The organism is Amycolatopsis mediterranei (assembly GCF_026017845.1).
GTDB lineage: Bacteria > Actinomycetota > Actinomycetes > Mycobacteriales > Pseudonocardiaceae > Amycolatopsis > Amycolatopsis mediterranei.
Window position 1 is genome coordinate 801,433 of record NZ_CP100416.1, and the last position, 23,021, is coordinate 824,453.

At 70.8% G+C, this 23,021-nt stretch carries 24 protein-coding genes; 13 read left to right on the forward strand and 11 right to left on the reverse strand.

Translation table 11 applies throughout. The features are described 5' to 3' along the window. The first annotated feature begins 89 nt into the window (after window positions 1-89). Both xrtP and ISP_RS03860 read left to right on the forward strand, forming a co-directional pair. Window positions 90-599: an exosortase P gene (gene xrtP, locus ISP_RS03855; RefSeq protein WP_014466591.1), complete on the forward strand. Its 510-nt coding sequence runs from the start codon at window positions 90-92 to the stop codon at window positions 597-599. Next, the gene (locus ISP_RS03860) at window positions 596-1,972 is read left to right on the forward strand and encodes a glycosyltransferase (RefSeq protein ID WP_013222669.1); all 1,377 of its coding nucleotides are present in this window, start codon (window positions 596-598) and stop codon (window positions 1,970-1,972) included. The genes xrtP and ISP_RS03860 overlap by 4 nt, the downstream gene beginning before the upstream one ends. Before the next feature lie 21 nt (window positions 1,973-1,993). On the opposite strand, the gene ISP_RS03865 is transcribed toward ISP_RS03860, so the two are convergent. From ISP_RS03865 to ISP_RS03890, 6 genes are all read right to left on the reverse strand, one after another. Beyond that, window positions 1,994-3,871 (reverse strand): N-acetylmuramoyl-L-alanine amidase, encoded by a 1,878-nt coding sequence (locus tag ISP_RS03865; protein ID WP_013222670.1) that lies wholly within the window; start codon window positions 3,869-3,871, stop codon window positions 1,994-1,996. A gap of 230 nt (window positions 3,872-4,101) precedes the next feature. After that, window positions 4,102-4,827, reverse strand: a complete 726-nt coding sequence (locus tag ISP_RS03870) for a methyltransferase domain-containing protein (protein ID WP_013222671.1) — start codon at window positions 4,825-4,827, stop codon at window positions 4,102-4,104. After that, the gene (locus tag ISP_RS03875) at window positions 4,824-5,156 is read right to left on the reverse strand and encodes an ArsR/SmtB family transcription factor (protein WP_013222672.1); all 333 of its coding nucleotides are present in this window, start codon (window positions 5,154-5,156) and stop codon (window positions 4,824-4,826) included. The genes ISP_RS03870 and ISP_RS03875 overlap by 4 nt, the downstream gene beginning before the upstream one ends. Window positions 5,157-5,208: 52 nt before the next feature. Continuing rightward, on the reverse strand, window positions 5,209-5,616 hold the full coding sequence (locus tag ISP_RS03880; protein ID WP_013222673.1) for an arsenate reductase ArsC: 408 nt from the start codon (window positions 5,614-5,616) through the stop codon (window positions 5,209-5,211). Next, the gene (gene arsB, locus ISP_RS03885) at window positions 5,613-6,677 is read right to left on the reverse strand and encodes an ACR3 family arsenite efflux transporter (protein ID WP_013222674.1); all 1,065 of its coding nucleotides are present in this window, start codon (window positions 6,675-6,677) and stop codon (window positions 5,613-5,615) included. The genes ISP_RS03880 and arsB overlap by 4 nt, the downstream gene beginning before the upstream one ends. Next, on the reverse strand, window positions 6,674-7,030 hold the full coding sequence (locus tag ISP_RS03890) for an ArsR/SmtB family transcription factor (protein ID WP_013222675.1): 357 nt from the start codon (window positions 7,028-7,030) through the stop codon (window positions 6,674-6,676). Before ISP_RS03890 ends, arsB begins: the two co-directional genes overlap by 4 nt. Before the next feature lie 83 nt (window positions 7,031-7,113). Between ISP_RS03890 and ISP_RS03895 the strand changes: the two genes are divergently transcribed. The 4 genes from ISP_RS03895 (at window position 7,114) to ISP_RS03910 (ending at window position 10,747) form a co-directional block, all read left to right on the forward strand. Then, on the forward strand, window positions 7,114-7,569 hold the full coding sequence (locus ISP_RS03895) for an ArsI/CadI family heavy metal resistance metalloenzyme (RefSeq protein ID WP_013222676.1): 456 nt from the start codon (window positions 7,114-7,116) through the stop codon (window positions 7,567-7,569). A gap of 197 nt (window positions 7,570-7,766) precedes the next feature. Continuing rightward, the gene (gene groES / locus ISP_RS03900) at window positions 7,767-8,060 is read left to right on the forward strand and encodes a co-chaperone GroES (protein WP_004559922.1); all 294 of its coding nucleotides are present in this window, start codon (window positions 7,767-7,769) and stop codon (window positions 8,058-8,060) included. A gap of 97 nt (window positions 8,061-8,157) precedes the next feature. Further along, window positions 8,158-9,771: a chaperonin GroEL gene (gene groL, locus ISP_RS03905; protein ID WP_013222677.1), complete on the forward strand. Its 1,614-nt coding sequence runs from the start codon at window positions 8,158-8,160 to the stop codon at window positions 9,769-9,771. A gap of 31 nt (window positions 9,772-9,802) precedes the next feature. Next, window positions 9,803-10,747, forward strand: a complete 945-nt coding sequence (locus ISP_RS03910; RefSeq protein WP_265049914.1) for an anti-sigma-D factor RsdA — start codon at window positions 9,803-9,805, stop codon at window positions 10,745-10,747. A gap of 66 nt (window positions 10,748-10,813) precedes the next feature. On the opposite strand, the gene ISP_RS03915 is transcribed toward ISP_RS03910, so the two are convergent. After that, the gene (locus tag ISP_RS03915; RefSeq protein WP_003073549.1) at window positions 10,814-11,209 is read right to left on the reverse strand and encodes a DUF5319 domain-containing protein; all 396 of its coding nucleotides are present in this window, start codon (window positions 11,207-11,209) and stop codon (window positions 10,814-10,816) included. A 149-nt stretch (window positions 11,210-11,358) separates the two neighbouring features. Here ISP_RS03915 and guaB point away from each other — a divergent pair, with 149 nt between their 5' ends. The 3 genes from guaB (at window position 11,359) to ISP_RS03930 (ending at window position 14,760) form a co-directional block, all read left to right on the forward strand. Then, entirely contained in the window at window positions 11,359-12,870 is a 1,512-nt protein-coding gene (guaB, locus tag ISP_RS03920; protein WP_013222684.1) for an IMP dehydrogenase, read from the forward strand. 151 nt (window positions 12,871-13,021) lie between these two features. Further along, window positions 13,022-13,549, forward strand: a complete 528-nt coding sequence (locus tag ISP_RS03925) for a hypothetical protein (RefSeq protein ID WP_013222685.1) — start codon at window positions 13,022-13,024, stop codon at window positions 13,547-13,549. Between the two features lie 77 nt (window positions 13,550-13,626). Continuing rightward, window positions 13,627-14,760, forward strand: coding sequence for a GuaB3 family IMP dehydrogenase-related protein (locus tag ISP_RS03930; protein WP_013222686.1), 1,134 nt, complete (start codon window positions 13,627-13,629; stop codon window positions 14,758-14,760). On the opposite strand, the gene ISP_RS03935 is transcribed toward ISP_RS03930, so the two are convergent. Beyond that, window positions 14,744-14,938: a DUF397 domain-containing protein gene (locus ISP_RS03935; protein ID WP_013222687.1), complete on the reverse strand. Its 195-nt coding sequence runs from the start codon at window positions 14,936-14,938 to the stop codon at window positions 14,744-14,746. The genes ISP_RS03930 and ISP_RS03935 overlap by 17 nt on opposite strands. A 154-nt stretch (window positions 14,939-15,092) precedes the next feature. On the opposite strand from ISP_RS03935, the gene ISP_RS03940 reads away from it, so the two are divergent. The 3 genes from ISP_RS03940 to ISP_RS03950 all read left to right on the forward strand — a co-directional run bounded on the left by ISP_RS03940 (window position 15,093) and on the right by ISP_RS03950 (window position 19,100). Beyond that, a complete protein-coding gene (locus ISP_RS03940) occupies window positions 15,093-16,805 on the forward strand; it encodes a GMC family oxidoreductase (protein WP_013222688.1) in 1,713 nt (570 codons plus the stop codon). Window positions 16,806-16,815: 10 nt separating this feature from the next. After that, window positions 16,816-17,523: a maleylpyruvate isomerase family mycothiol-dependent enzyme gene (locus ISP_RS03945; protein ID WP_013222689.1), complete on the forward strand. Its 708-nt coding sequence runs from the start codon at window positions 16,816-16,818 to the stop codon at window positions 17,521-17,523. A 71-nt stretch (window positions 17,524-17,594) separates the two neighbouring features. Further along, on the forward strand, window positions 17,595-19,100 hold the full coding sequence (locus tag ISP_RS03950) for an FAD-binding oxidoreductase (RefSeq protein WP_013222690.1): 1,506 nt from the start codon (window positions 17,595-17,597) through the stop codon (window positions 19,098-19,100). A gap of 51 nt (window positions 19,101-19,151) precedes the next feature. On the opposite strand, the gene ISP_RS03955 is transcribed toward ISP_RS03950, so the two are convergent. Both ISP_RS03955 and ISP_RS03960 read right to left on the reverse strand, forming a co-directional pair. Continuing rightward, window positions 19,152-20,597: an aldehyde dehydrogenase family protein gene (locus tag ISP_RS03955; RefSeq protein ID WP_013222691.1), complete on the reverse strand. Its 1,446-nt coding sequence runs from the start codon at window positions 20,595-20,597 to the stop codon at window positions 19,152-19,154. A 55-nt stretch (window positions 20,598-20,652) separates the two neighbouring features. Beyond that, on the reverse strand, window positions 20,653-21,687 hold the full coding sequence (locus ISP_RS03960; RefSeq protein WP_013222692.1) for a zinc-dependent alcohol dehydrogenase family protein: 1,035 nt from the start codon (window positions 21,685-21,687) through the stop codon (window positions 20,653-20,655). Window positions 21,688-21,807: 120 nt separating this feature from the next. Here ISP_RS03960 and ISP_RS03965 point away from each other — a divergent pair, with 120 nt between their 5' ends. Then, window positions 21,808-22,413, forward strand: coding sequence for a rhomboid family intramembrane serine protease (locus tag ISP_RS03965; protein ID WP_013222693.1), 606 nt, complete (start codon window positions 21,808-21,810; stop codon window positions 22,411-22,413). Here ISP_RS03965 and ISP_RS03970 read toward each other — a convergent pair. Next, entirely contained in the window at window positions 22,381-22,926 is a 546-nt protein-coding gene (locus ISP_RS03970) for a DinB family protein (protein WP_013222694.1), read from the reverse strand. The two genes, ISP_RS03965 and ISP_RS03970, sit on opposite strands and share 33 nt — an antisense overlap. Window positions 22,927-23,021 lie beyond the last annotated feature (95 nt).

A 23,021-nucleotide genomic window follows, 5' to 3' on the forward strand; every position in this document is an offset into this window, starting at 1 on the left:
GTCCTACGCTCGCCCGTGCCTCCGAACTTGACCGGGAAATCGACACCGAGAGGAACGTCGTGGCGGTAGCGAGCGCTCCGAACTCAGGAATGGCACGGTTTCCGCTGGTCGTGGCGCTGAGCGCGCTGGCCGCGGCGGGTGCCGTGGTGGTGCTGGCCGAGCGGTTCTACCGCGAGCTCGAAGTGCGGCTCGCCGGTGCGATCCTCGATCTGTTCACTACATCGGGTGTTTATGTCGCGCCCGATCGGGAGTCTGTTTACTTTGGGTTGACCAGTGCTGCTCCGTTCGGGTTGAGAATGACGCCGGAATGTTCGTCGGCGTTCCTTTTGCTCCCGCTGCTCGTTGTGACGATGGCCATGGTGTACTTCCGGCCGTCGAATGCGCGGCGGCTCTTCTTTTCGCTCGGCATTTCGGCGCTCGTCGTGGTGCTGGTGAACCAGCTGCGCATTCTGACGATCGTCGGGCTGGTCCACTGGTTCGGCACCGACGAGGGCTACTACTGGGGTCACACGCTGCTCGGCTCGATGGTGAGCGTGTTCGGCGGCGCCGTCTCGATCGTGCTGTTCGTCTGGCTTTCGACGCGGAAGAAGACCGCATGAGCGTCCAGGTTCTGCTGGCCATCACCCAGGCGTTCGCGCTGACCATGAGCGTGGCGTTCCTCGTCTACGTCGTGGTGATCGTGGTGCCGTACCTGCGCCGCAAGCCCGGCCCGGCCGGCGACCCGGCCGGCTTCACGTGGCACTTCTTCGTGCCGTGCCGCGACGAGCAGACGGTCATCCGCGAGACGACCCGCTACCTGCGCACCACGTTCCGCCGGGCGCACGTCTGGGTCGTCGACGACGACTCGGAGGATCGCACCGCCCGCGTCGTCCGGATGCTGTGGCGGCGCCACGGCGGCTACGACCCGTACCTGCACCTGGTGCCGCGCGTGCGTCCCGAGGCCCGGACCGGCAAGGGTGACGCGCTCAACGCGGCCTACCGCGCCCTGAACGACTGGATGGGTCCGGACGCCGCCCGGGACGACGTCGTCGTGGTGGTCGTCGACGCCGACGGCCGCCCGTCGCCGAACTGCCTGGAGGTCTGCGCGGCGGACCACCTCTTCGGCGATCCGGCGGTCGGCGCGGTCCAGCTTGACGTCCGGATGGGCAACGTGGAGACGCCACCGCTGTCGCGCAACCCGGTCGGCCGCTGGTTCGGCCTCAAGCTCGCGCAGCTGCAGGACCTGGAGTTCCGCACGGCCATCGCGGCGATCCAGACCTCGCGCGGGTTCACCGGCACGATCTCGATGGGCGGCAACGGCCAGTTCACCCGCCTCACCGCGCTGGACTCGATTGCCGGCGACGCCGGACAGCCGTGGCGCGGCTCGCTGCTGGAGGACTTCGAACTCGGCGTCCACCTGCTCACCGCGGGCTGGCGCACCGGCTTCACCCCGGATGCCCATGTGTCGCAGGAAGGTCTGTACAGCCTGCGGCGGTTCCTCGTGCAGCGCACGCGGTGGGGCCAGGGCACCATGCAGTGCGCCCGGTACCTGCGCCGGATCTGGGATTCACCGCACGTCAGCACGCTCGGCGCGGCGGAGATGATGTACTACCTGGCCCAGCCGTGGCTGCAGCTGCTGGGCTCGCTGCTGTACCCGATCCCGTTCGTCCTGCTGGTGATCGGCACCGCGGGTGACCCGGTGCAGATGTGGACGTGGTTCACCGGCGGCGCCTGGATCCTGTTCGCCATCTACGGCTCGTTCGGGCTGCTGCCGTTCCTCGTCTGGGGCCCGATCTACCAGCTGAAGTGCTTGCACAGCAAGAACTTCCTGCGCGGGCTGGGGATGGGCTTCGCCTACGCCGCCTACATCTACACGTTCTACGTGACGTCGTGGCGCGCGCTGTTCCGGCTCGTCCGCGGGCGCAACGGCTGGGCGAAGACGCGCCGCAACACCGAGCAGGCGGCCGGGGTGAAGGTCGCGCTCGACGCGTGAGCGCGACCTCCGCCCACCGGCTCAGAACGCCGGGACGATCCGGACGTCGTCGGCCTTGACGAAGGCGATCCGGTGCCCGAACTGGATCTGGACGTACTTGAGCTTGCCCTTCACCACCACGTGGTCGGCCACGTCGAAGGTGGTCGCCCAGTAGTACTCCGAGCCGACGACGCCGCCCGACGAGTACTTCTGGCCGGCGGAGAGCGTGTACGGCAGCGGCGTGATCGCCTGCACGGTCACGTTCGCCGGGTAGGCCTCCGGCTCCGGGTAGGCGCGGCCGTACACCGGCACCGTCGCGAGGCCGGGTTTCGGTGTCACGACCCAGCCGATCGCGGGCTTCGCGACCCGGGCGCCGCGCGGGTTGTGGAACCAGCCCTTCTGGCCGAGGTACCAGATCGCCGTCCAATCGTCCTTGACGTCGGCGACGGCGTACCGCTGCCCGGTCGCGACCCGGCTGCCGACGTCGGAGACGTCCATTGTGGACGCCCTGCCGTCCGGGTGCAGGCCGGTGTCGACCAGCAGCGGCGACGACTCACTCGGCTGCGAGTGCAGCACGACGGCCTCCGAGCCACGCGGCACGCAACTGGTGCCGGAACCGTCGCAGCCGGTGAACGCGGGCTGGTTCTTCGTGAAGTCCGGGTCGATGGTGACCAGCGACGACCCGGGCAGGCCGAACCCGCCGAGTGGTGCGCCGAGCAGGTCGAAGTAGTGCGACCAGTCCCAGTACGGGCCCGGGTCCCAGTGCATGCCCGGGATCGTCAACGGGGTCGTGCCCGGCACGTTGTCGTGGCCGATGATGTGCGCCCGGTCGAGCGGGATGCCGTACTTGCGCGAGAGGTAGCCGACGAGCTTCGCGCTCGAGCGGTACATGGCCTCGGTGTACCAGGTGCCCTTCGCGGCGAAGCCCTCGTGCTCGATGCCGATCGACTTCGCGTTGACGTACCAGTTGCCGGCGTGCCAGGCGACGTCCTTGGTCGGCACGTGCTGCGCGATCAGGCCGTCGGCCGAGCGGATGGTGTAGTGCCAGCTGACGTACGTCGGGTCCTGGACGAGGTCGAGGACGTTGGCCCAGTAGCCCTCGGTGTCGTGGATGACGATGTGGTCGATCTTCTGGCTCTCGGGGCGGTTCGCGAGGTCGTGGTTGCCGTAGTCGTCCTTCGGCAGCGGCTGGTACGGGGCCGGCACCGACTCGCACGTCACCCTGCGCGGGCATTCGACGCCGGCCGGCGTCTTGTCCGCGTGCTGGGGGACGACCAGGTCCGGGGTCGGGCTCAGGGTGACCTGCTGGCCGTCGTCGGTTGTCCGGGCGGTGCCGGCTTTGATGGTGTCGAAGACTTCGTCGGCGAAGGTTTGCGCGGCGGACTGGTCGGCTGAGCCGCTGTAGCGGGCTACCGCGTTGTACCAGTCGCTTTGGCCGGTGTGGTACTTCGCGAGGAGGGCGGCGCCGCCGCGGATGTTCTGGGTGGCGTCGGTTCGCAGCGTTTTTGCGTCGGTTCCGAGCAGGTGTGCGGCTTCGTCGACGGTCTGCAGGGTGGGCGGCGGGGCGGTGGGCCTGGCCTGGGGGTGCGTGGCCGGGCGGGCGTCGTCGCCTCTTGCGTCTTCGGTGCCCTCGTCGTGGTGGCTGGTTGCCGCTCCGGCTTCGCGCAGGTCCGTGAGGTGCATCGGGCCGTAGCCGGCGGACGTGCTGGGCGTGCCGGCGTTCGTGTCCCAGCGGGACTCCAGGTAGGCGACGCCGAGGAGGACGTTCTCGGGGACTTTGAACTCGTTTGCCGCGGCGGTGAAGTCGCGTTGGCGTTGGGTTGTGGGGTCGGGTTGGGCTTGGGCTGGAGCTGCGGTCAGCGTGGTCAGGAGGGTTGCGGTGGCGAGGATGGCCGCCGTTCTCGGGATGGGGTGGGACATGGGCATGGACCCCCAAGGTGCTGGTGCCGGTGGTCAGAACTTAACCAGAAACTCACTTGGGGGGTAAGGGGGTGCCCGTTCTGCCTTGGTTCCCGCTCCTCGTCCTCGATTGTTCAACACCGGAGAGTCGCCCTCAAGGGCGCCTTCGGCGTCGCTTCGCGATGAGCTTCGCTCACCCTTGACCCCGGCTCTCCGGTGCTGACTGCGGCTGGGACGAGGGGCGGGGAGGTTCAGGGCGGTGTTGTTGCGTTGATCGTTGCCGCGCGGAGTTTGCTGGCCACCTCGTGGGTTGGGTTGACCCTGATCGCCGTGAAGCCGGCTTCTCGCAGGAGGTTCTTGTATTGGCCGGCGGTCAGTGCGGTGGCCAGGCACTCGATCGCTTCGGTGCGGGTCGCTTGCTCTCGCTCTGCGTCGGTGAGGGTTTCTGCGGCCAGGATGTCCGTTATGCCCAGTCGGCCTCCTGGGCGGAGGACTCGGGCTATTTCCGCGAACACCGCCCTTTTGTTGGGGGAGAGGGCTATTACGCAGTTGGAGATCACTACGTCCACCGACGCGTCCGGGAGGGGGATCTGCTCGATCGTGCCCTTGATGAACTCCGCGTTCGTCACTCCTGCCTGCTCTGCGTGACGGCGGGCCAGCGTCAGCATCTCGTCCGTCATGTCCAGGCCGATTGCGCGGCCGGTCGGGCCTACTCGACGTGCCGAAAGCAAGACGTCCAGGCCGCCGCCCGAGCCCAGGTCGAGCACCGTTTCGCCCGGGTGGAGATCCGCCACCGCCAGGGGATTGCCGCACCCCAAGCTGGTTGCCGCCACCTCCGGTGGGACCTCTTCGCCCGCGTAGTGGACCGCGCCGATTCGCTCGGCCTCGCCGTCTCCGTTTAGCAGGCCCGTTTCCTCGCCTGCCAGGGCTCGGCGGGCCGCTGCTGCGTAGCGGTCGCGGATTGCGTCGGGGTTCATCGGGTTGTCTCGCACGTCACCGCCGCGAACGGCAGGACTCCGCGGCCCATGACCACGTCGGCCGCCGTGGGGAAGCAGGACACGCAGCGCTGGTTGACCTGGTAGAGGCGGGCCGTGCCGCGGGGTTCGGCCAACACGAACCGGGCTTCGGTGAGGATCTTCAGGTGCGCCGAGACCGTGGACTGGCCGACGTCGACCCGCTCGACTATCTGACCGACCGTCATCGGGGTTCCGGTCGCCGCCAGCAGGTTGAGGATCTGGACCCGGGTCGGGTCGGCCAGGGCCCGGAACCAGCCGGCGTAGGTCTCGGCCGTTGCGCGGTCCAGCATGGGCGTCCCCTTTTCATCGTTTATCGACGATAGACGATGGAAGGGGGTTCGCTCAAGATGCGCTGGGGACCAGTTCGGCCAGCAGGGTGCGGACGCGGTGGTCGATCTCGTCGCGGATGGGGCGGATCTGCTCTGCCGGGAGGCCGGCGGGGTCGTCGAGCTGCCAGTCGAGGTAGCGCTTGCCCGGGAAGATCGGGCAGGCGTCGCCGCAGCCCATGGTGATCACGACGTCGGCCGCCTCGACCGCGTCCGTCGTCAGGCGCTTGGGGAACTCTCGGGAGACGTCGATCCCGAGTTCCGCCATGACCGCGACCACCGCCGGGTTCACCTCGCTCGCCGGCGCCGATCCGGCGGAGCGGACCGTGACGCGGCCGGCGGCGTGGTGGTCCAGCAGGGCGGCCGCCATCTGTGAGCGGCCGGCGTTGTGGACGCAGACGAACAGCACTTCGGGGGTGTTCACGGGGTGACCTCCACGGGAGCGGGGGTGAAGCGGCGGCGCAGCGCCAGGGACACGTACACGAGCGCGACGAGCACCGGGACCTCGATCAGCGGGCCGACGACCCCCGCCAGCGCCTGGCCGCTGGTCGCGCCGAACGTGGCGATGGCCACGGCGATGGCGAGTTCGAAGTTGTTGCCCGCCGCGGTGAACGCCAGCGTCGTGGTGCGCTCGTACGACAGGCCCGCCGCCTTGCCGAACGCGTACGACCCGGCCCACATCAGTCCGAAGTAGACCAGCAGCGGCACGGCGATGCGGACGACGTCCAGCGGCCGCGCGGTGATCCGGTCTCCTTGCAGGGCGAAGAGGATCACGATGGTGAACAGCAGCCCGTAGAGGGCGGCCGGGCCGATCTTCGGCAGGAACCGCGTCTCGTACCAGGTGCGCCCCCTGGCTCGCTCGCCGAGCCGGCGGGTGAGGTAGCCGGCCAGGAGCGGGATGCCGAGGAAGATCAGCACGTTTTTCGCGATCTGCCAGCCGGAGACGGCGAGGCCGGCTTGGGGGAGGCCGAGCCAGCCGGGGAGGACGGTCAGGTAGAACCAGCCGAGCAGGCCGAACGCGAGCACCTGGAACACCGAGTTCAGGGCGACGAGCACGGCGGCGGCCTCGCGGTCGCCGCAGGCGAGGTCGTTCCAGATGACGACCATGGCGATGCAGCGGGCGAGGCCGACGATGATCAGCCCGGTCCGGTACTCCGGCAGGTCGGGCAGGAGCAGCCAGGCCAGCGCGAACATCAGGGCCGGGCCGGCGAGCCAGTTCAGCACCAGCGACGGCCACAGCAGCCGGCGGTCGCGGGTGACGCTGCCGAGCCGGTCGTAGCGGACCTTCGCCAGGACCGGGTACATCATCACCAGCAGCCCGAGCGCGATCGGCAGCGAGATCCCGTCCACCTGCACGGCGGACAGCGCGGTGTCCAGCCCGGGCACCCAGCGGCCGGCGAGCAGCCCGGCGACCATGGCGGCGGCGATCCACCCGGGCAGGAACCGGTCCAGCGTGGAGAGCCTGCCGGCGACCTCGTCCGTCATGCCGGGACGACCGCGTCGCCGGGGACCAGCACGGCCGAAAGCCGGGCCAGGACCTCGGGGTGGACGCGGTAGTAGACCCAGGTTCCTCGCCGTTCGCCGGTGATCAGCCCGGATTCGCGCAGCACCTTGAGGTGGTGGGAGATGGTGGGGCCGGTCAGGTCGAAGGCGTCGGTCAGGTCGCACACGCACGCCTCGCCCCCGGCGTGGGAAGCGATCAGCGACAGCAGCCGCAGGCGGACCGGGTCGGCCATCGCCTTGAACAGCTTCGCCAGCTCGACGGCCTGCACCTCGGTCAAGGGCTCACGGGCAAGCGGCGAGCAGCAGGTGTCCACGATCGGCAGCTGTTTCGGCATGCGTCTATCTTGACAGACTTCTAAGTAGAAGACAATCTAAGTCCCGTCACTGCTTAGATGAACATCTATTCAAGGAGATTCCGATGTCACGGGTACAGCTCGCGCTCCGGGTCGGCGACCTCGAAGGTTCCATCGACTTCTACTCGAAGCTGTTCGGCGCGGAGCCGGCCAAGCGCCGTCCCGGGTACGCCAACTTCGCGATCACCGAACCGGCGCTCAAGCTCGTGCTCCTGGAGGGCGAGCCGGGCCAGGCGACGGTCATGGACCACCTCGGCGTGGAGGTCGAGTCGGCCGACCAGGTCGGCGAGGCCGGCCGTCGGCTCACCGGCGAAGGCCTGGAGACGCTGACCGAGGACGACACGACCTGCTGCTACGCGGTGCAGGACAAGGTGTGGGTGCACGGACCGGGCCAGGAGCCGTGGGAGGTCTACACCGTGAAGGCCGATTCGCCGACGTTCGGGACGGACAGCGCCGCGCTCGCGGCCACCTGCTGCACGCCGGGCGCGGAGTCCGCCGAGCCCGAGGGCTGCTGTTCCTGACCGGGGCGCATAATGGCCGGTCAGGCGAGGTCGCGAGGTATTTCGGCACGCCGGGTGGACCCTCCTTGCACGACTGGCACTCACGTGGCTAGAGTGCTAATCGCACGGCCCGACAGCCCCGGCACCCGCGACGGCGGGGGTGGTAGAGCCGTAACCACATCCTGCCAACGCTTTCGACGACCGTGGAGGTCAACCCGGTGAGCGTGAACATCAAGCCGCTCGAGGACAAGATCGTTGTCCAGACGAGTGAGGCCGAGGAGACGACCGCTTCCGGCCTCGTCATCCCCGACACCGCCAAGGAGAAGCCCCAGGAGGGCAAGGTTCTGGCCGTGGGCCCGGGCCGGATCGACGACAAGGGCAACCGTGTCCCGCTGGACGTGAACGTCGGCGACGTCGTCATCTACTCCAAGTACGGCGGCACCGAGGTCAAGTACAACGGCGAGGACTACCTCATCCTGTCCGCCCGCGACGTGCTGGCCGTCATCAACTGACGTCCGCTCGCAGCGCATGACGCCCCGGGCCCCGCACAACGCCGGGGAGCGGGGCGTTCGTGCGTTCAAGACCACCGGAAGGTAAGCGGAAAACGCTATGCCCAAGCAGATCAAATTCGACGAGGACGCTCGTCGCGCACTCGAGCGCGGGGTGAACAAGCTCGCCGACGCGGTCAAGGTCACTCTCGGCCCGCGCGGTCGCCACGTCGTGCTCGACAAGAAGTTCGGCGGGCCGACCATCACCCTCGACGGCGTGACCGTCGCCCGTGAGATCGAGCTCGACGACCCGTTCGAGAACCTCGGCGCCCAGCTCGCCAAGAGCGTCGCCACCAAGACCAACGACGTCGCGGGTGACGGCACCACGACCGCGACCGTGCTCGCGCAGTCGCTGGTGAAGGTCGGCCTGCGCAACGTCGCCGCCGGCGCCAACCCCTCGGCGATCGGCCGCGGCATCGAAGCCGCCGCGGAGAAGGTCATCGAGATCCTCAAGGCCAAGGCCACGCCGGTCAAGGGCCGCGAGAACATCGCCCAGGTCGGCACCGTGACCTCGCGTGACGCCAACATCGGCGCCCTGCTCGGCGAAGCCGTCGAGAAGGTCGGCGAAGACGGCGTCATCACCATCGAGGAGTCGTCGACCCTGGCGACCGAGCTGGTGATCACCGAGGGCGTCCAGTTCGACAAGGGCTTCCTCTCGGCGCACTTCGCGACCAACCCGGAGGAGCAGAAGGCGATCCTCGAGGACGCCTACATCCTGCTCGTCCGCGAGAAGATCTCGTCGCTGGCCGAGCTGCTGCCGGTGCTCGAGAAGGTCGTCGAGGCCAAGAAGCCGCTGCTGATCATCGCCGAGGACGTCGACGGCGAGGCGCTGTCCACCCTCGTGGTGAACTCGCTGCGCAAGACGATCACCGCGGTCGCCGTCAAGGCGCCGTTCTTCGGTGACCGCCGCAAGGCGTTCCTGGACGACCTCGCGGTCGTCACCGGCGGCGAGGTGATCTCCGCGGAGATCGGCCGCAAGCTGTCCGACGTCGACCTCGGCGCGCTGGGCAAGGCCCGCCGCATCGTCGTCACCAAGGACGACACCACGATCGTCGACGGCGACGGCACCAAGGACGCCATCTCCGGGCGGATCGCGCAGATCCGCAAGGAGATCGAGACGACCGACTCCGACTGGGACCGCGAGAAGCTGCAGGAGCGGCTCGCGAAGCTCGGCGGCGGTGTCGCGGTGATCAAGGTCGGCGCGGCCACCGAGACCGAGCTGAACGAGCGCAAGCACCGCATCGAGGACGCCGTGGCCGCGACCAAGGCGGCCGTCGAAGAGGGCATCCTGCCCGGCGGCGGTTCGGCGCTGGTGCACGCGGTCAAGGAGCTCGAGGGCGGCCTCGGCCTCTCCGGCGACGAAGCGACCGGTGTCCGGATCGTCAAGGACGCGCTGACGGCGCCGCTGTTCTGGATCGCGACCAACGCGGGCCACGAGGGCGCGGTCATCGTCAACAAGGTGCAGGAGCAGGGCTGGGGGCAGGGCTTCAACGCCGCCACCGGCGAGCTGACCGACCTGCTGGCCGCCGGCATCGTCGACCCGGTCAAGGTGACCCGGTCCGCGGTGGCGAACGCCGCCTCCATCGCCCGGCTGGTGCTGACCACGGAGTCGTCCGTGGTCGAGAAGCCGGCCGACGAGGAGCCCGCAGGCGCGGGCCACGGCCACTCGCACTGATTTCGATCCCGACGAGAGCGGGGCGGTACTCCTGGGAGGGACCGGTCACGAGAAGAGATTCGAGCCGGACGACGTCTTCGGCAGTGGCCTGACCGCGTCGGAGGCGGAGTTCGCCGCCGACCTGTCGGCCGTGCAGGCCGATGACGCCCTGCTCGACGCGCTCGGCGGGTCCGACCCGGCGCTGGCCGACGGTCTCGGCGACCAGGAGCTCAACGCGTTGCTGGTCGCGTGGCGAAGAGACATCGACAGCGAGCCGCTGGCCGAGCTCGTCGACGTCGACACCGCCGTGCGCACCGTCAGCACCGCCGCTCTCGCGAAGCGGCACGCTTCGAGCGGACGCCGCCGCAGGCTGCTCGTCCCGGTCGCCGTCGCCGCCGCCGTGCTGGCGATCGCCTTCACCGGCACCGGGCTGGCCGCGCGCTCCGCGCAACCCGGCGACACGCTGTGGGGCCTCGCCAAGGTCCTCTACTCCGACCACACCCGTTCCGTCGAGGCGGCCGCGACAGCGAAGCTCGACCTCGAGAAGGCCAACCTCGCCATCGCCGGCGGCAACCTCGACGCCGCCCGCCAGGCCCTCCAGGACGCCCAGGCCGCCCTGTCGCAGGTCACCGACGAGGAGAACCGTGACCAGCTGATGGAGCAGCACCGGCAGCTCGCCGCCCAGCTCCAGAACCCCGAAGCGCCGGTCCAGGGCCCGATCCAGACCTCGATCCCGCCGGTTTCGCCCGGCGCGCCGACGAGCCAGGTGCCGCCGGCCGGGTCGGCGTCGTCCCTCCCGGGCAGCGGCAGCGGCACCACGAGCCTGCCGGGCAGCGTGACGCCGACGCCGACACCCCCGCCGCCGACCACAACGCCCCCGCCGCCGACCACGACCCCGCCGCCGCCGACCACCACCGGCGCCACCGGCAACGACCCGGGCACCCCACGCAGCGAGTCCGCCGGCGGTCAGCCGCAGGGCGTCAGCGAAACGCCGTAGGACGGACACAGAAAAGCCCTGGTGAGGAAGCTCACCAGGGCTTTTCTCTGTCCGGAGGAAGCGCGCTCAGTAGGCGCTTTCGTTGGCCGTCACACCGTCGGCGAAGCCGCGGCAGTAGTCCCAGCTGACGTAGTCGCCGGGGTTCGGGTCGTAGGCCGGCTCGTGCGGGCGCATCCGCCCGTCGGCCAGCAGCTGCTCGAGGCTCGCCCGCAGGAGGTGCCAGTCGTGGTAGTGCGGTTCGTCGCACTCACCGCAGTCGACGACGATCCCGCGGACCCCACGGGGTTCGAGGAGAGCCTGGTAGACGGCCAGATCCGAGAGATCGGCCAGTAGTTCGGTGCGTTCGGAGTCGCTGATCGGCTCGTCCAGCCGGTCCTCGGGGTCTCCGAATGCGCGGGCCGGGTCATCCGGGTCGTCCGCGAACGGGTCTGGAGGCAGGACATCGTGCGCCACGGCCTGCACGGTACCGGGCGGCCCGGCCGGCCCGCCCACCGCCCGGGGCGGGCGCCGGGCGGCGGATATCATGAGGGGAAGGCTCCGGGTTGCCGCTGATCTTGAATCGAAGACCGGCGACCCCCGCTCATCCCGCGCCAGGAAGGCCCTTCACCCGCATGACCAGCGACGGCACCACCGCCCCCGTTCCGGCCAAGTTCGCCATGCTCGGCCTGACCTTCGACGACGTGCTGCTGCTGCCGGCCGAATCGGACGTCGTGCCGAGCTCCGTCGACACGCGTTCCCGGCTGACCCGGAACATCACCCTCGGCGTCCCGCTGGTGTCCGCCGCGATGGACACCGTCACCGAGGCGCGGATGGCCATCGCCATGGCCCGCCAGGGCGGCATCGGCGTGCTCCAGCGCAACCTGCCGATCGACGAGCAGGCCGCCGCGGTCGAGGTCGTCAAGCGGTCCGAGGCCGGCATGGTCACCGACCCGGTCACCTGCGCGCCGGACGCGACGCTGGCCGAGGTCGACGCCCTGTGCGCGAAGTTCCGCATCTCCGGCGTGCCGGTGACCGACGCGGCCGGGACGCTGGTGGGCATCATCACCAACCGGGACATGCGGTTCGAGGTCGACCACAGCCGCCCGGTGTCCGAGGTCATGACAAAGGCGCCGCTGGTCACCGCCCAGGTCGGCGTGTCCGCGGACGCCGCGCTCGGCCTGCTGCGCCGGCACAAGATCGAGAAGCTGCCGATCGTCGACGGCGCGGGCAAGCTGCGCGGGCTGATCACGGTCAAGGACTTCGTGAAGACCGAGCAGTACCCGAAGGCGACGAAGGACCCGGACGGCAGGCTCATCGTCGGTGCCGCGGTCGGCGTGGGCGTCGACGGGCACAAGCGCGCGATGACGCTCGCCGAAGCGGGCGTCGACGTGCTGATGGTCGACACCGCGCACGGGCACTCCCGCGCGGTCGTCGACACGGTCTCGCTGCTGAAGAAGGAGCTGGGCGAGTCGGTCGACATCGTCGGCGGCAACGTCGCGACCCGGGCCGGCGCGCAGGCGCTGGTCGACGCGGGTGCGGACGGCATCAAGGTCGGCGTCGGCCCCGGCTCCATCTGCACCACCCGGATCGTGGCGGGCGTCGGCGTGCCGCAGATCTCGGCGATCTACGAAGCCGACCAGGCCGCCCGGCCGGCGGGCATCCCGGTGATCGGCGACGGCGGCATCCAGTACTCCGGCGACATCGCGAAGGCCATCGCGGCCGGCGCGTCCACGGTGATGCTGGGCAGCCTGCTGGCCGGCACCGCCGAGTCGCCGGGCGACTTGATCCTGGTCGGCGGCAAGCAGTTCAAGGTCTACCGCGGCATGGGCTCGCTGGGCGCGATGCAGTCCCGCGGCCAGGGCAAGTCCTACTCGAAGGACCGCTACGCCCAGGACGACGTGCTCAACGAGGACAAGCTGGTCCCCGAGGGCATCGAGGGCCGGATCCCGTTCCGCGGGCCGCTGTCGAACGTCGTGCACCAGCTGATCGGCGGTCTGCGCGCCGGGATGGGCTACGCGGGTGCCGAGACGATCGCGCAGCTCCAGGAAGCGCAGCTGGTCCGGATCACCGCGGCCGGGCTCAAGGAGAGCCACCCGCACGACATCACGATGACGGTCGAGGCGCCGAACTACACGACCCGCTAGCCAGGGCGATCTTTTCCGCTACTGCAAGCAGGCGGCCCGCACTCCGGACCCGGTCCGAAGTGCGGGCTTCTCGCTGAGTCACCGTGACCTAGCGTGCTTACGGTAATCGGTCTATCGCCTTGCGTGGCCATGGTGGTGTGCACTAGGACACATGACGGCCGACCGGCTCACCCGCGTGCTGCGCAAGGTGTTCTTCACGGCCGTCGCCCTCGTGTCGCTGCTGCTCGGCGGTGTGGTGTGCCTGATGTGCCAGGTGCTGGCCGGGCGCGACGCACCGACGTACCGCGTGGAGGGCCACGTGGTGTCCCACGCGCGCGGCGAGCTCCCGGTCGGCGGCAACGAGGACGCGGTGAGCCACACCATCGCGGTCGACGCCGGCGACCGGCACTACCGCGTCACCGCGGTGGACCCTGGCCTGGACCTGCCGTCGGGCCAGCCGGTGACGCTCGACGTGTCGACGGCGGACGGCAGCATCGCGTACCTGCGCGCGGGCGGCGGCGTGGTCGACCTGCGCTCCGGCGTGGTGCGGCCGGTCCTGCTGATCTCCACGGCCTTGCTCGCCCTGGGCGCGGTGTACTTCGGCGCGGTCCGGCTGAACGTCTACCCGCCGGTGGCGACCTGGCTGGCCCTGGCGCTGGGTGCGCTGCTGGCGCCGGTCGTCGTGTTCGTGCGGGTGTAGACCCCCGTGCGCAGGTCACCCACGCGGACTGGCGACAATGGGGCACGGCAGATTGTCGTCGGCGGAGGAGGCTTCACGTGCGGGACCTGGTCGAGATCGGGATGGGCCGCACCGCGCGGCGGGCGTATGACCTCGACGACGTCGAGATCGTGCCGTCGCGGCGCACTCGCTCGTCCTCGGTGGTGTCCACGTCCTGGCAGATCGACGCCTACCGCTTCGACCTGCCGCTCGTCACGCACCCGACCGACGCGATCGTCTCGCCCGGCACCGCGGTCGCCGTCGGCGAGCTCGGCGGTCTGGGCGTGCTCAACGCCGAAGGGCTCTGGGCGCGGCACGCGAACGTCGAGGACGCCATCTTCCAGCTGGTCCGCGCGGCCGAGGACCTCGAGGACCCGACCGCGGTCGGCCGCGTGCTGCAGGAGCTGCACGCCGCGCCGATCCGGCTCGACCTGCTGACCGAGGCGATCAAGACCGTCCGCGAGTCCGGCGTCACGGTCGCTGCCCGGGTCAGCCCGCAGCACGCCGCCGAGCTGACCCCGGACCTGATCGCGGCCGGCGTCGAAATCCTCGTCGTGCAGGGCACGATCATCTCCGCCGAGCACGTCCAGCGCGACGCCGAGCCGCTGAACCTCAAGGAGTTCATCGGCCGCCTCGACGTCCCGGTCATCGCCGGCGGCGTCAGCGACTACCGCACCGCGATGCACCTCATGCGCACCGGCGCGGCCGGGGTCATCGTGGGCCACGGCTACACGCCGGGCGTGACGAGCACCGACCGCGTGCTCGGCATCGGCGTCCCGATGGCCACCGCGATCATCGACGCCGCGGCCGCCCGCCGCGACTACCTCGACGAGACGGGCGGCCGGTACGTGCACGTGCTCGCCGACGGTGGCATGACGGTGTCGGGCGACATCGCCAAGGCCATCGCGTGCGGCGCGGACGCCGTCATGCTCGGCTCCCCGCTGGCCGCCGCCTCCGACGCGCCCGGTCAGGGCCTGTACTGGACGGCGGCCGCGGCGCACCCGTCATTGCCGCGTTCGCGCGTGGCGGCCGGCCCCGACTACGCCGTGGACCTCAAGACCCTGCTGTTCGGGCCGTCGTCGGACGCAGAGGGCGTGGTGAACCTGTTCGGGGCCCTTCGCCGGGCGATGGCGAAGACGGGCTACTCGGACCTCAAGGAGTTCCAGCGGGTGGGCCTCACCGTCCGCCGGTGAGGTGGCCGAGGAACGCGGCGAAAGCGGCCGCGGAGTAGACGAGGACCGGCCGGGGCACCGCTTGCTTGGTGTCCCGGACCCCGACGATGCCGGGGCCGGTGCCGATCTCGACGCAGGCGTTCTCTTCGAAGTGGCTGTGGCTCGACTTGCGCCAACCGGTGAGCGTTCGTGGGCTCATCGTGGTGTCTCCCGCCCTTGTGTCCCGCCCGGCGGTGATTCGCCGACGTGGACATCGACCACTGTTGAGATTACCCACTATTGTCGTCGGACAAGCGTAACTGGCCGGTAACTTACCTCTGGTCAGAACGCCGGGCCGGAGTTACGCTCCAGGTGTGACTGCCAGTAACACCACCACCAGCGCGGGTGGCCCCGACTACGACGTCGTCGTGGTGGGGTCGGGGTTCGGCGGCAGCGTTGCGGCGCTGCGGCTCACCGAGAAGGGCTACCGGGTCGCCGTCGTCGAGGCGGGCCGCCGGTTCGCCGACGACGAGTTCGCGAAGACGTCGTGGGACCTCAAGCGCTACCTCTGGGCACCGCAGGTCGGCTGCTACGGCATCCAGCGCATCCACATGCTCAACGACGTCATGGTGCTGGCGGGCGCCGGTGTCGGCGGCGGCTCGCTCGTCTACGCGAACACGCTGTACCGGCCGCTCCGGCCGTTCTACCGCGACCGGCAGTGGGCGCACATCACCGACTGGGAGTCCGAGCTCGCCCCGCACTACGACCAGGCGAGCCGCATGCTCGGCGTCGTCACGAACCCGACGATCACCCCGTCGGACGTCGTGATGCGCGAGGTCGCGAAGGACATGGGGGTCGCCGATTCGTTCCACCCGACGCCGGTCGGCGTCTACTTCGGCAAGCCGGGCGAGCGCGCCGCCGATCCGTACTTCGGCGGCGCCGGCCCGGCCCGCACCGGCTGCACCGAATGCGGCTCCTGCATGACCGGCTGCCGCGTCGGCGCGAAGAACACGCTGGTCAAGAACTACCTCTACCTCGCCGAGCAGGACGGCGCGCAGGTCATCCCGCTCACCACGGTGACCGCCGTGACGCCGATCGACGGCGGCTACGAGATCTCGCTCAAGAAGACCGGGACGACCTCGAAGAAGTTCCGCACGACGATCACGGCCGAAAAGGTCGTCTTCGCCGCGGGGACCTGGGGCACCCAGAACCTGCTGCACCGGATGAAGGACACCGGACGGCTGCCGCAGCTCTCGCGGCGGCTCGGCGAGCTGACCCGCACGAACTCCGAGGCCATCATCGGCGCGGCCCGGACCGACGTCGACGAGAGCCGGAACTTCAGCCGCGGCGTCGCGATCACCTCGTCGATCCACCCGGACGAAAACACCCACATCGAGCCGGTCCGCTACGGCAAGGGCAGCAACGCGATGAGCCTGCTGCAGACGATCGCGACCGACGGCGCCTCGCCGGTGCCGCGCTGGCGGCAGGCCGTCACGTTCATGCTCAAGCACCCGGTCCAGGCCGCGAAGCTGCTCAACGGCTACCGCTGGAGCGAGCGCACGGTGATCCTGCTGGTGATGCAGAGCCTGGACAACTCGATCACCACCTACACCAAGCGCGGGCTGTCCGGCCGCCGCAAGTACACGTCCAAGCAGGGCCACGGCGAACCGAACCCGAGCTTCATCCCGGCCGGTCACGAGGCCAACGAGCGCACGGCCGAGCACATCGGCGGCATGGCGGGCGGCACCTGGGGCGAGATCTTCGACATCCCGCTGACGGCGCACTTCATCGGCGGCGTCCCGATCGGCGCGACGGCCGACGAGGGCGTGATCGACCCGTACCACCGCGTGTTCGGCTACCCGGGCCTGTCGGTGGTGGACGGCGCCGCGATCACCGCCAACCTCGGCGTGAACCCGTCGCTGACGATCACCGCCCAGGCCGAGCGTGCGTTCTCCTTCTGGCCGAACAAGGGCGAGGAGGACCTGCGCCCGGCGCAGGACGTGCCCTACGCGCGGCTGGAGCCGATCGCGCCGAAGAACCCGGCCGTCCCGGCCGAAGCCCCCGCCGCCCTGCGTCGTTCCTCCTAGACTCGGGGCCGTGACGGCATCCGAGAAGGCACACGCACTGCTCGACGGCATCCGGAAGCTCGACGACGAATGGGCGCGGGCCATCGGCGGCCTCGGCGAACCCGAGCTGCGCGCCCCCAGCGCGTTGCCCGGCTGGTCGCGCGCCCACGTCCTCACGCACGTCGCCCGCAACGCCGACGGCCTGCAGAACCTGCTGGTCTGGGCGAACACCGGCGTCGAGACGCAGATGTACCCCAGTGCCGAGGCCCGCGAGCGGGACATCGAAGCCGGCGCCCAGCGCCCGGCCGCCGACCTGCTCGCGGACTTCGTCGCGTCGGCCGGGCGGTTCGAGCAGTACGCCGCCGCGATGCCGGACGACGCCTGGGCGCGCGAGGCCCGCAACCGGCAGGGCGCGCCCGTCACCGGGGCCGTCGTGGCGCGGATGCGGCTGTCGGAACTGACCATCCACCTCGCCGACCTCGACCGCGGCTACGACCTCGACCGCGTGCTCGCGCTGCTCGGCCCGCTCACCGAGGACGTCGTCCAGCACGCCGTCACCTCGCGCGGCGCCCACCTGCCGGCCCTGCACCTGGCCACCGACGGATTCGCGTGGACGATGGGCTCCGCTCCGAAGACGACCGTCCGCGGGTCGGCCGGGGAGCTGCTGGCCTGGCTCAGCGGGCGTTCCGACGGCGCCGCCCTCGACGGCGACGTCCCCCGGCTCCCCGCCTGGGCGTGACCGGCCCGCTCCGCCCGGTGAGCGCCTTGCGCCCGCTCTACACTGGGCGTCCCGGCCCCGAGGAGTCCGCTGTGGACAGTGAGCACGACCAGGGGCGGCCCGGCGTCCGCCGCCGGACGTTCCTGCGGATCGCGGGCGTCTCGGCCGCCGGCGCCGTCGCCGCCGCGTGCGGGCCGGAGAACCCCGCGGCCCCGGTCGCCTCGACGGCCCCGGTGGACCCGACGTCGACCCCGACGGCCACCCGGCTGCCCACCGGGCCGCCGAACTGGGACGAGCTGCGCCCCCGGCTGACCGGCGGCCTGCTGCGTCCGGGCTCCGAAAGCTACGACACCGCCAAGCACGGCTTCAACCAGCTGTTCGACGGCAACAACCCGGTCGCCGTCGCGACCGTGTCGAGCGCCAAGGACGTCCAGGCCTGCCTGCAGGCGGCCGCCGGACGTGTCGCGATCGCCGCGCGCAGCGGCGGCCACAGCTACGCCGGCTACTCGGTGCCGGTGGGCGGGCTGGTCATCGACGTGGCCGCGCTGAACAAGATCGACGTCCAGGGCGGCAAGGCCGTGATCGGCGCCGGTGCGAAGCTGACGGACGTCTACGCCGCGCTGGCCAGGGCCGGGCGCGCGCTGCCCGCCGGGACCTGCCCCACGGTCGGGATCGCCGGGCTGACCCTCGGCGGCGGCATCGGCGTGCTCGCCCGCAAGTACGGCTTGACCTGCGACCACCTGAGTTCCGCCCAGATCGTCACCGCCGACGGCCGGACGCTCACCGCGTCCGCGAGTTCCGAACCGGACCTGTTCTGGGCGCTGCGCGGCGGGGGCGGCGGCAACTTCGGCATCGTCACCGAGTTCACCTTCGACACCGATCCGGCGCCGGAAGCGCTGACGGTGTTCTCGCTGCGCTTCCCGGACGGGTCCGCGAGCGGCGTGCTCGCCGCGTGGCAGCAGTGGATCGCCGCGATGCCGCCGGAGCTCTGGGCGAACCTGGTGCTCTCGGGCGGGTCGCCGGTGCAGTGCCGCGTCGGCGGCTGCTACGTCGGAGGCGCCGCCGGGCTCAACACGCTGCTGAACAACCTGACCACCAACGCCGGCGCCCGGCCGACGCAGCGCGTGGTGAAGACCCTGGACTACCTCGGCGCCATGAAGTACTTCGAGGGCAGCTCGAACCGCCAGTCGTTCGTCGCCTCCTCGCGGATGATCACCGCCCCGGTCGACGCCGCGAAGGTCGTCGCGGTCGCCGACGGCCGGGCGGGCATGGACCTGCTCATCGACGGTCTCGGCGGCGCGGTGGCCGGGCCGGCCAAGAACGCCACCGCGTTCTGGCACCGCGACGCGCTGGCCAGCGTCCAGGTCTACGCGCAGGCGACGACGAAGACCCGGACGAAGGTCGCGCAGGCGGTCGGTGACGTCGTCGCGGGACTCGCCGCGGCCGGTGCGGACGGCGGGTACGTCAACTACATCGACCCGGCCCTGCCCGACTGGAAGGCCGCCTACTACGGCGACAACGCCAAACGCCTGCAGGACGTCGCGAACAAGTACGACCCCAACAACGTCTTCCGGTTCGGGCAGGGCGTCGTTAGTTGATCAGCGGAGCGAAGCTCCTCCGTTGAGGGTGGTGGCGGGGGCATGGATGGACTAGAGGTCGATGCCGGTGAAGACGGTGACGCGTTCCTCCGTCAGATCGTGCATCGCCGCGAGCACGCCTTCGCGGCCGACGCCGGAGCCCTTCACGCCGCCGTAGGGCATCTGGTCGGCGCGGTAGGACGGGACGTCGCCGATGATCACGCCACCGACCTCCAGCTCGGCCGACGCGTGGAACGCCAGCTGGACGTCGGTGGTGAAGACGCCGGCCTGCAGGCCGTACGCCGAATCGTTGACCGAGCGGAAGGCCTCGTCCACTCCGTCCACAACAGACACCGCGAGGACCGGGCCGAAGATCTCCTCGTTCCACGCCTTGGTGTCCGGCGGGACGTCGGCGAGCAGTGTCGGGGCGACGGTCGCGCCGTCGCGGGTGCCGCCGGTGAGCACCTTCGCGCCCGCTTCGACAGCCTCGCCGATCCACGCGACGATCCGCTCGGCGGCGGCTTCGTCGACCACCGGCCCGACGTCGGTGTTGCGGTCGTACGGGTCGCCGGTCCGCTGGGCCTCGACCGCTTCCACCAGCGCGGGCACGAACTCGTCGGCCACGGCGGCGTCCACGATCACCCGCTGCACCGCGATGCAGGACTGGCCGGCCTGGTAGTTGCCGAAGGTGGCGATCCGGTGCGCGGCGCCCTCGGGGTCGGGCCAGTCGCGCAGCACGACGGCCGCCGCGTTGCCGCCGAGCTCGAGCACGACGTGCTTGCGCGGCGCGGCGTCCTTGAGCGACCAGCCGACCGGGCCGGACCCGGTGAACGACACGACCGGCAGCCGCGGGTCGGCGACGAGCGCCTGCGTCTGCTCGTTTCCCAGTGGCAGCACGGAGAACGCGCCTTCCGGCAGGTCCGTCTCGGCCAGGATTTCCCCGAGGATCAGCGCCGACAACGGCGTCCGCGGCGCGGGCTTGACGATGATCGGCGCGCCGATCGCCAGCGACGGCGCGACCTTGTGCGCCACCAGGTTGAGCGGGAAGTTGAACGGCGCGATGCCGAGCACCGGCCCGCGCGGGACGCGGCGGGTCAGCGCCAGCCGGGCCTCGCCGGCCGGGTCGGTGTCGAGGCGCTGGACCTCACCGGTGAAGCGGCGGGCCTCCTCGGCGGCGATGCGGAACACCGACACCGCGCGCTTGACCTCGGCTTCGGCCCACTTGAGCGGCTTGCCGTTTTCGGCGGTGATCACCTCGGCGATCTCCTCGGCCCGCGCGGCGAGCACGCGGGAGACGTGGTCGAGCGCGCCCGCGCGCAGGTGCGCGGGGCTGCGCCGGAACTCCTTGGCGACCGCCGCCGCGGCGGCCACCGCGCGTTCGACCTGGTCCGGCCCGGGCACGGCGACCGTGGCGACCTCGCTGCCGTCGTACGGGTGGTGCACGACGAGGGTGGTGGCGCCCGGCTCCGGGCGCCCGGCGATCCAGGCGGGGCGCGGCTCGGGGGTGATCATGTCCATGCGTACCAACATAATCGGGGTGGGGGTGCGACCGGCGGACCCCCACCCGGACGGGTCACGGCCGGATGAGCACCTTCAGCGCTTCGCGGTCGGCCATCGCGCGGTAGCCGCCGGGGATTTCCTCGACGCCGATCGTGCGGTCGAAGACCTTGCCGGGCTGGTACTTGCCCTCGAGGACGTCGGGCAGCAGCTCGGGGATGTAGTGCCGCGCCGGGGCGACCCCGCCGGTGACGGTGATGTTCCGCCGGAACAGCGCCGGGCCGATCGGGCCCTCCTCGTACTGCGGGACGCCGACGCGGCTGACCGCGCCGCCCGCCCGCACGACCCCGACGGCCATCTCGAAGGCGGGCTTCGTGCCGACGCATTCGAGGACGGCGTGGGTGCCGTCGCCGCCGGTCAGCTCACGCACCTTCGCGATACCTTCCTCACCGCGCTCGGCGACGACGTCGGTCGCGCCGAACTCGCGGCCGAGGTCGGTCCGCGCCTGGTGGCGTCCCATGAGGACGATCCGCTCGGCGCCGAGGCGCTTCGCGGCGAGGACCGCGGAGAGTCCCACAGCGCCGTCGCCGATCACGGTGACGTTCTGGCCCGCGGTCACCCGCGCCTTCGTCGCGGCGTGGTGGCCGGTCGGGAAGACGTCCGAGAGCGTGAGGAGCGACGCGAGCAGCCCGTCGTCCTCGGTGTGCGGGACCTTGACGAGCGTCCCGTCGGCCTGCGGCACGCGCACGGCTTCGCCCTGGCCGCCGTCGACGCCCTTCGCGCCCCAGAACCCACCGTGCACGCAGGAGGTCTGCAGGCCTTCGCGGCAGAACCGGCAGGTGTTGTCGGAGTAGACGAAGGGCGCGATGACGAGGTCGCCCTTGGTGACGGTGGTGACGTCCGCGCCGGTCTCCTCGACGATCCCGAGGAACTCGTGCCCGATGCGGCGGCCGTGCTCGCTCGGCGCCATGTCGGCGTACGGCCAGAGGTCGCTGCCGCAGATGCAGGACCGGACGACCCGCAGGATGACGTCGGTCGGCTCCACCAGCTTCGGGTCGGGCACGGTCTCCACCCGCACGTCGCCGGCGCCGTAGATGACTGTCGCTCGCATGCAAGTCCTTTCGTTAGCTTCCCTAAGTAAGACCGGCGGCGAGGAGACGGCATTCCTGGCTGTGGTTCTCGTGACAAACGGCGGGGGTGCGGCGGCCGCGGCGCCCCTAGATTTTCGGTCATGACCGCTCGCGCCGCAGCTCGCCACCCGTTCGGGGCGCTCGCCACCGGACCGCGCCGCCCGATCCTCACGGCCGCGGTGTTCGCGGTGACCCTGGCGTGCGGGATCGCCCAGCTGGTGCACCCGCCACTGTACGACGCGGTCGTCCGCGACGCGGCCCGCATCGACGCCGGCGCGTGGTACCGCCTGGTGACCGGCATGTTCTTCCAGGACGGCTGGACCTTCGGCCTGACGTCCAACCTGCTCTGGCTGGCGTTCTTCGGCGCGGTCGCCGAGCGCGTGTTCGGCCGCGCGCGGTGGCTGCTGCTGTACTTCGGCTGCGGCCTCTTCGGCCAGTTCATGAGCTACGTCTGGCTCAACCCGGTCGGCGCGGGCAACTCGATGTGCGTGGTGGGCCTGATCGGCGGCCTGGCGGCGGTCGTCATGGTGGCTTCGCGCCGCTACGGCGTGGTGCTGCCGGTGCAGTTCCGGGTCATCGCCTTCGCCGCGCCGGTGCTGGCCGTGGTGGACACGCTGGCGCACGACAACCACGGCCTGCCGCTGCTGCTGGGGCTCGCGCTGGGCTTCGCGCTGCTACCGGCTCCGGTAGAGGTCGCGCAGGAGTAGGACTTCGGCGCAGTGGTGGATCAGCTCGCGGTGGATGTGCAGCACCAGGGTGGCCATCGGGTACTCCGCGTACGGGCCCTCGGCCGGTCCGCACGGCCGGGCCAAGGCCTCTTCGTCGAGCGACTTCACCCCTTCGACCCACTGCGCGTAGAGCTTGTCGAGCTCGGCGAGCGCCTCGACGGCGGTCCCGGGGTAGGGGTAGGTCTCGTAGCCGATCGGCGCGCCGCCGAAGTGCGCCCCGATCCGCGCGCCCAGCACGCCGACGAGGATGTGGCCGAGCCGCCAGGCGATCGTCGTGACCGGCGGCGGCGTCGGCTCCGGGAAGGCGAAGTCGATGGTGAACGGGCCGGTGCCGGGTTCGTCGTCCGACTTCCTCGGCCGCACGGTCCAGCAGCCCGCGACCGGCTGCCAGAAGTACTCGTCGTCGGTGAGCCCTTCGAGCTTCCGGTGCACCAGGAAGTTCCAGTGGAAGTCGAGCTGGTCGGTCAGTTCCTTCGTCCAGTTCACAGCCATACCGGGCACCGTAGGCCCGATCGAGGACAGGACCGGCCCTGAATCCGGGTGACCCGGCCCACCTGGGACGATGGAGGCCTATCCCACCGTCGCAG